Source organism: Wolbachia endosymbiont of Drosophila baimaii, from assembly GCF_028982185.1.
GTDB lineage: Bacteria > Pseudomonadota > Alphaproteobacteria > Rickettsiales > Anaplasmataceae > Wolbachia > Wolbachia pipientis.
On the sequence record NZ_JAPQLE010000185.1, the window covers coordinates 1 to 6,956 of the forward strand.

General features: G+C 36.3%; 4 protein-coding genes and 1 tRNA gene. 1 reads left to right on the forward strand and 4 read right to left on the reverse strand.

All coding sequences use genetic code 11. The features are described from left to right. Positions 1 to 81 precede the first annotated feature (81 nt). Positions 82 to 672 carry a hypothetical protein gene (locus OZD66_RS05580; RefSeq protein ID WP_259348555.1) on the reverse strand — a complete coding sequence of 197 codons (591 nt, stop codon included), beginning with the start codon at positions 670 to 672 and terminating at the stop codon, positions 82 to 84. Positions 673 to 816: 144 nt separating this feature from the next. On the opposite strand from OZD66_RS05580, the gene priA reads away from it, so the two are divergent. Beyond that, positions 817 to 3,159, forward strand: a complete 2,343-nt coding sequence (gene priA, locus OZD66_RS05585; RefSeq protein WP_182367769.1) for a replication restart helicase PriA — start codon at positions 817 to 819, stop codon at positions 3,157 to 3,159. Positions 3,160 to 3,168: 9 nt separating this feature from the next. Here priA and petA read toward each other — a convergent pair whose 3' ends face one another. The 3 genes from petA to OZD66_RS05600 form a co-directional block, all read right to left on the reverse strand. Beyond that, on the reverse strand, positions 3,169 to 3,768 hold the full coding sequence (petA, locus tag OZD66_RS05590) for a ubiquinol-cytochrome c reductase iron-sulfur subunit (protein WP_182367772.1): 600 nt from the start codon (positions 3,766 to 3,768) through the stop codon (positions 3,169 to 3,171). Between the two features lie 86 nt (positions 3,769 to 3,854). Further along, the gene (gene gyrA, locus OZD66_RS05595; RefSeq protein WP_182367775.1) at positions 3,855 to 6,563 is read right to left on the reverse strand and encodes a DNA gyrase subunit A; all 2,709 of its coding nucleotides are present in this window, start codon (positions 6,561 to 6,563) and stop codon (positions 3,855 to 3,857) included. A 52-nt stretch (positions 6,564 to 6,615) separates the two neighbouring features. After that, positions 6,616 to 6,688, reverse strand: a tRNA-Val gene (locus tag OZD66_RS05600). Positions 6,689 to 6,956 lie beyond the last annotated feature (268 nt).

A 6,956-nucleotide genomic window follows, 5' to 3' on the forward strand; every position in this document is an offset into this window, starting at 1 on the left:
AAAACATTCCTCTATTCGAATCCTTTCGTCGTGCTGTTGATTCTGCCTTCCTATGACCTGTTCGGACTATTATGAGAAATGCTATAACTCTTCCTCCCTTTGTCTTTCTGCTTCTCTTTCTCTTGCCAATCTTTCTGCTTCTTCATCAGCTTTCTTCTGCAGTTGTGAGAATACATTTTGTAATATATCTTGTGTGGTTAAGCTATTTGTGTTGCTTAAAAAATTATCTAACACATTTGATGCAATTGGTGACAATTCACCGTGATCATCAAATACTTTTTCCTTTGCTTTATCATAGTGATTTGGGTTATAGATTGCATACAGAGGATAAAAACCATAATCTGCAATTGACGCTCCGTCAGGTGATAGTTCCATTGAGAATCCATAGTAATTAAGTGGAAGATTGGAGGTTAAATATTTACCGTTATCATCCCTAACGTGTAGCTCACTTCTACCATTGTGCTCACTATATTTGTTGTAGTAGATATAAAAATTCTCATGGTTAAGATTGAAGTGATCATCTAGATTATCGAATTGAATTGTACTGCCAAGCTTCTCCCGCAAAAGATTTTTGCTTTCATCTGTAAGCTTTATATGTGCAGAAAAGTAGTATCGATCTATAGGTTCGCCTTTTTCTATTTCAAAGTTCAAAGTAATCTTGTCGTTGACCATTGGTAGCCTCCACAAATTCTATAAATCATTTTATTTATCAATCATACGGTCTGTACTATGAAAAATGTGTTAAACGTTAAGATTTTCTCTGTACCGATTCATCTATATTGCCAAGCTTAATAAAGTTACAAGCTCTTTAAAACAATGTTAAACTCAATCACTATGGCAAAAACAGTTGACGTATTACTACCACTTCCAATTGATCAGTTATTTTCATATGCAATTGAGGAAAATACTGAGATTTTACTTGGAGATTACGTAGTGGTGCCATTTGGCAAAAAACGCTTAATCGGAATAGTTTGGAAATACAGTGATAAAAGTAACCGAGAATTAAAATTTATTGAGCAAAAAATCGATTTACCAAATATTAGACCAAAATTGATTGCATTTGCAGAGTGGGTTGCACAATACAATTTAATACCTATTGGTATGCTTGCCAAAGTGATAATGGGAGGAGTGTTAAAAGTAAATCACATAGATAAATTGGTTTGTGTTGAACAAAAGCAGGAAACAAGTGAAATAAGCTGCAAATTGAGTCCTGAACAGCAGGTAGCTAGTGATAAAATAATCAGCAATTTGAACGAATATTCAGTGACTTTGCTTGACGGTGAGACCGGGTCTGGAAAAACCGAAGTTTATCTCTCTGTGATTGCACAATTGATTAGGAATTACACTGCCGTTCCAAATGCTGCTCAGACTTTACCATCCCAGTGCCCAGAGACACAACTGTACGAACATTGTGATTTGGGTCTACCAAGAGGGTGTTATCCGAGTAGCTTGACACTGGGATCCAGTTTTTCATATAACCTCATTACAAATGTTTATTTTAACTTAAGACCAATACCTAATTTACAATCAAAATTCCTGGATTCCAGTGTCAAGCACTGGAATGATACCTTTGTACTCAAGGCAAAACCCACTGTAACATTTAGCATACCGTCTTTGCCACGTACTAGTATGACACCAGAATATGTTGAAATGACACCAGGAGAGGGTAATGCACAAATTTTAACCCTCCTACCTGAAATTGTTTTAACTTCACAATTGGTAAATCGTGTTTGCGGTCAGATATCAAAAAACTTAGTTGAATGGCACTCAGGGCTCACTCCAAAAACTCGCCGGAATAATTGGCTCAATATAGCAAATGGAAATGCGCAGATAATTATTGGTGCACGGTCAGCGCTTTTTTTGCCTTATAAAAACCTAAAATTGATTATCGTTGATGAAGAGCACGACTCATCTTTTAAACAAGAACAGGGAATTATATATAATGCTCGAGATATGGCGATAATCTTAGCCAAATTTGAAAATATTCCGATTATTTTATCATCAGCTACTCCACTGCTTGAAACGATTCATCATGTTAAAAACGGGAATTACAATCATGTAAAGCTAACTAAACGATTTGGTGGTGCAGAATTGCCACTCATTAAAGTAGTAGATATGAGGAACAACAAGCAATGGATCTCCTCTGAGCTTTTTGAAAGCATCAAACAAACCATAGAGAAAAAACAGCAGGTTATGCTTTTTCTAAACCGCAGAGGGTATGCACAACTGGCAATTTGTAAAAAGTGTGGATATAAAATTTCCTGCTTAAATTGTGCTGTTTGGCTTACATATCACAAGAAAAAAAATGCTCTTTTGTGCCATCATTGCTCTTATCAATTAAAACTTCCAGAGAAATGCTCTAATTGCCAAAGTGAACAGCCATTGTCCCTCTACGGCATAGGAATTGAAAGGTTGCTTGAAGAAATGGTGAAATTAATACCAAACGCAAAAACTGCGATGATAAGCAGCGATCAGAAGTCGGTTAGTAACATCATTGATTTAGTGTTAAAGGAAGAGGTGAACATTATAATCGGCACACAGATAATTGCTAAGGGGCACAATTTTCCTAAATTAACTTTGGTTGGAGTAATAAATGCAGATTTGAGCCTCGAAAATTCTGATTTGAGAGCAGCGGAAAAGACGTATCAATTATTGCACCAAGTTGCAGGCAGATCAGGAAGGTTTAATGAAAAAGGAATGGTAATAGTGCAAACCAATAATCCTGAAAGTTCAATAATAAAAGCATTGCTGCATCAAAAAAGGGACTCATTTTATGAAATTGAACTTAAGTCAAGACGTGAAGCCAAAATGCCACCATTTAGCAGATTAATAGCGCTTATCATTTGTGGTAAGAATCAGATTGCAACACAAAAAGCAGCGAATGAAATAGTAAAATCTCTTCTTTGTCATCCAAGTAGCTTAACTACTTGTATCCAGGAAAAAAATGTAGGTGTAGACAAAAAGGAATTTGAAATTCTTGGCCCATCACCAGCAGCAATAAATTTTTTAAATAATAAGTATCGGTATAGGGTATTATTAAAAATACACAATAAGCACAGTCTATCCATACAAAAAAAGCTGAAATATTGGATTAAAAATTGTAACTTGAATTCGAGTATTGCAGTGATAATAGATGTTGATCCTGTAAGTTTTTTTTAACGAGTTCCGTTAAGCCTTCTTGCCAATTACTACAACATTCTCACTGGGAAAAAAATAATCAGGTACAACCATATTTTTTGGTGCAGGACCCCCAATCACTCGGCCTGATGTATCATAATATGAACCGTGGCAAGGACAGAACCAACCATTACCATCTCTTGTAGCGTGGTCAACCGGTACACACCCAAGATGTGTACATATTCCGATCATGATTAACCATTCGTCTTTTCCTTCGTATACTCTCTGCTCATCTAATTGAGGATCCCTCAAGCTCTTCACATTCACAGCTCTTGCAGCCTCAATTTCTTGCTTTGTGCGCCTACGAATGAATACTGGTTTACCTTGCCACTTTACTTTTACTCCATGTCCTTCCTGAATTCCAGACAAATTCACTTCCACTGTGGAAGTTGCTAGAACTTCAGCAGAAGGATTCATAGACTTAACCAGTGGCCAAAGTCCACTTGCAGCTCCTATACCCGCCATAGCGCACGTAGTTAATGTTATAAAATCTCTCCTACTCTTATTTTTAGTAAGATCTTTAACAGGAGGTGTTTTTTTATCCTCTTTGTTTGCCAGTGGTTTTTTATTTTTAGTTAAATTTTTGTCCATTGATCTTTACTTAGCCATAAGTATATGTTTTAATTTAAATACCGCGTATTAATCAACAAAAACTTGCGCTTTTTGTTTAACCTGTACTACAGTTGAGAAGAGATAGAGTTTTCAACTTCAGAAATACTATCTTCAGTGGAATCAGGATCTTCAACTTTTGCTACTGAGACCACCTTTTCTCTACTCTCTGTTTTAAATAGAGTTACTCCCTGAGTGCTACGTCCTGCAATTCTGATATCATTTACTGAAATGCGAATTAACTTTCCTTTATCTGTAATAAGCATTATATTATCACCCTGCTCAACTGGAAAACTAGCAACAACATTACCGTTTCTGTTGGTAGTAAGAATATTGGTGATACCAACACCACCCCTGTTAGTTATTCTATACTCATACGCAGAAGTTCTTTTACCAAAGCCATTTTCAGTAATAGTTAATATAAACTCCTCATTCACTGCAAGTTTTAAGAATAATTCGTTATCTATTCCTAAATCATTCAAAGTCTTTTCCAATTTAGAATCAATAGAGTTATTAATTGCAGTTCCCAGTCTTTTTGCAAGTGGAACTTTTAAGTAAAGTTCTTTTGTTTCTGTTGCTACACCTATCCCATTTAATATGGTCATGGATATCACGCTGTCATTCTTTGCAAGTTTGATACCTCTTACGCCATCTGAATTGCGACTTTTAAATTGACGCACATCACTTACAACAAATCTGATACTTTTGCCGAATCTTGTTGAAAGAAAAACATGATCAATTGCATTGCATACTTTAACCAATATTAATTTGTCTCCTTCATCGAGCTTTATTGCTATTTTTCCATTGCTTGGAATATAGTGAAAATCCGCTAAAGAGTTACGCCTTATGTTTCCATAGGCAGTAGCAAAAACTATGTTTTGATTTTCGTCATTTTCACTTGGCAATGGCATGATATTAGTTATAGTTTCACCATCGCTAAGCGGAAATATGTTAACAAGCGCTCTTCCACGTGCAGTTGGCTCTGCAAGAGGTAACTTATAAACTTTTAATCTATAAACTCGACCAATGTTAGAGAAGAACAAAACGCTAGTGTGAGTATTTGTCACAAATAATTCTGTAATTACGTCTTCTTCTTTTAATCCCTGTCCTAGCTTTCCTTTTCCACCACGACGCTGAGTTCTATAATGAGAAAGCTTCACACGCTTGATATAACCATTCATAGTTACGGTTATCACCATATCCTCTTGTGGAATTAGATCTTCAGCTTCAATGTCCGTATCTGACTCCTCTATTGAGGTTTTTCGCGGCACAGCAAATCTGTTCTTTATTTCTTGTAGATTGTTTTTTATTTCCTTCATCAACTTCTCTTCTGAGCCAAGAAAAGCGATATATTCTTTTATCAGGTTGATCATTGAACTTAGCTCAGCTTCTAATTTGTCTTTTTCAAGGCCTGTTAAACGCTGCAGTTTCATATCAAGGATAGCTTTAATTTGTAGTTCAGTTAATCTATACACTCCATCTTTCAAAAAGCTTGCGCTATCTGAAATCAACTCGATAATAGTATTGATTTCATTCGAAGTTTTCCATTCTTTATTTAAAAGTTCTCTACTTGCTTCCGCAGGATCTTTTGCACCGCGGATGATTTTTATCACTTCATCTATGCTGAGGACCGCAATGTAGAGCCCTATATATATATGAGCTTTTTCCCTCGTTTTTCTTAGACGAAATTCTGTTCTCCTGATTAATACTTCTTTTCTAAAATCAACAAAAGCAGCTATGATTTCTTTCAATGACATCAAAGCAGGCCTGTTGTTATTGAGCACTAAAGTGTTAACACTAAAACTACTTCTTAGTGGAGTTAGCCCCAATATTTGATTAAGTATAAAACTTGCTTCAGCATTTCTTCTGAGGTCAATTACTACTCTAATACCAGACTTATCGGACTCATCCCTAATTTCTGTTATACCATCAATTCTTTTTTCTTTTACAAGCTCACCTATCTTCTCAATTAATTTGACTTTATTTACCTGGTAAGGTATTTCATCAATCACTATTGCTTGCCTATCTTGTGGCAGATCTTCTATATGAGTCTTGCCTTGCACAACAATTGATCCACGACCAGTTGCAAATGCTGATCTTATTCCAGACCTTCCAAGAATTGTTCCCCCAGTTGGAAAATCCGGCCCTGGCATCACTTCAAGTAACTCATCCAAAGTAACTTCAGGATTATTTACATATAATATACAAGCATCTATTATTTCTCCAAGATTATGAGAAGGAATATTGGTTGCCATACCAACTGCAACACCACTTGCACCGTTTACCAATAGATTCGGAAACTCTGCAGGCAGCACAACTGGTTCTGTTTCATTTCCATCGTAGTTTGGCCTAAAATTAACTGTATCTTCATCAATATCATTCAGTAAAAAGTGCGACACTTTTTGAAGTCTTGCTTCTGTGTATCGCATTGAAGCTGGTGGATCTCCGTCTATCGAACCAAAGTTACCTTGCCCATCAACAAGTGGTAAAAGAAGAGAGAAATCTTGGGCCATTCTAACCAAGGAATCGTAAATAGCTGCATCACCATGTGGGTGATATTTCCCCATTACATCCCCAACTATACGAGCTGCCTTTTTATATGGCTTACCGGCATCGAATCCAGCTCTTGACATTGCATATAATATGCGCCTGTGAACAGGTTTAAATCCATCCCGCACGTCAGGTATAGCCCGGCTTATGATAACGCTCATTGCGTAGGAGAGATAAGAATCTTCCAGCTCTTTTACTATTGAGATTGGTACTATATTATCCTGCATTTTTTATACTTTAATTGAAGTAATTAATAATACTAACATTCAGTTAAGCAAATGGGCAATGACAGACTTGAACTGCCGACCTCCTCGGTGTAAACGAGATGCTCTACCAGCTGAGCTAATTGCCCCTTTAGATCTAATTCTATAGCTCAATATTATTATTGTAAACAAAAATAGCAATAAATTGTATCCGTTCAGCAGAGTGGCAAAATAGGTAGACAAGGTGATCTAAAAAGATAATCATAGAGTAAATGTGAGGTAAGTCCTTACAATAAATGGTGTCATCCAAGTAGCCGACACTGGGATGGCTTTGTTGCATCGCTCAAGTGAAAAGAACTGGCAGTTACTGACAAAATTCATTATAAATGGCCATTTAACTGTTGAAGAAAAAATATG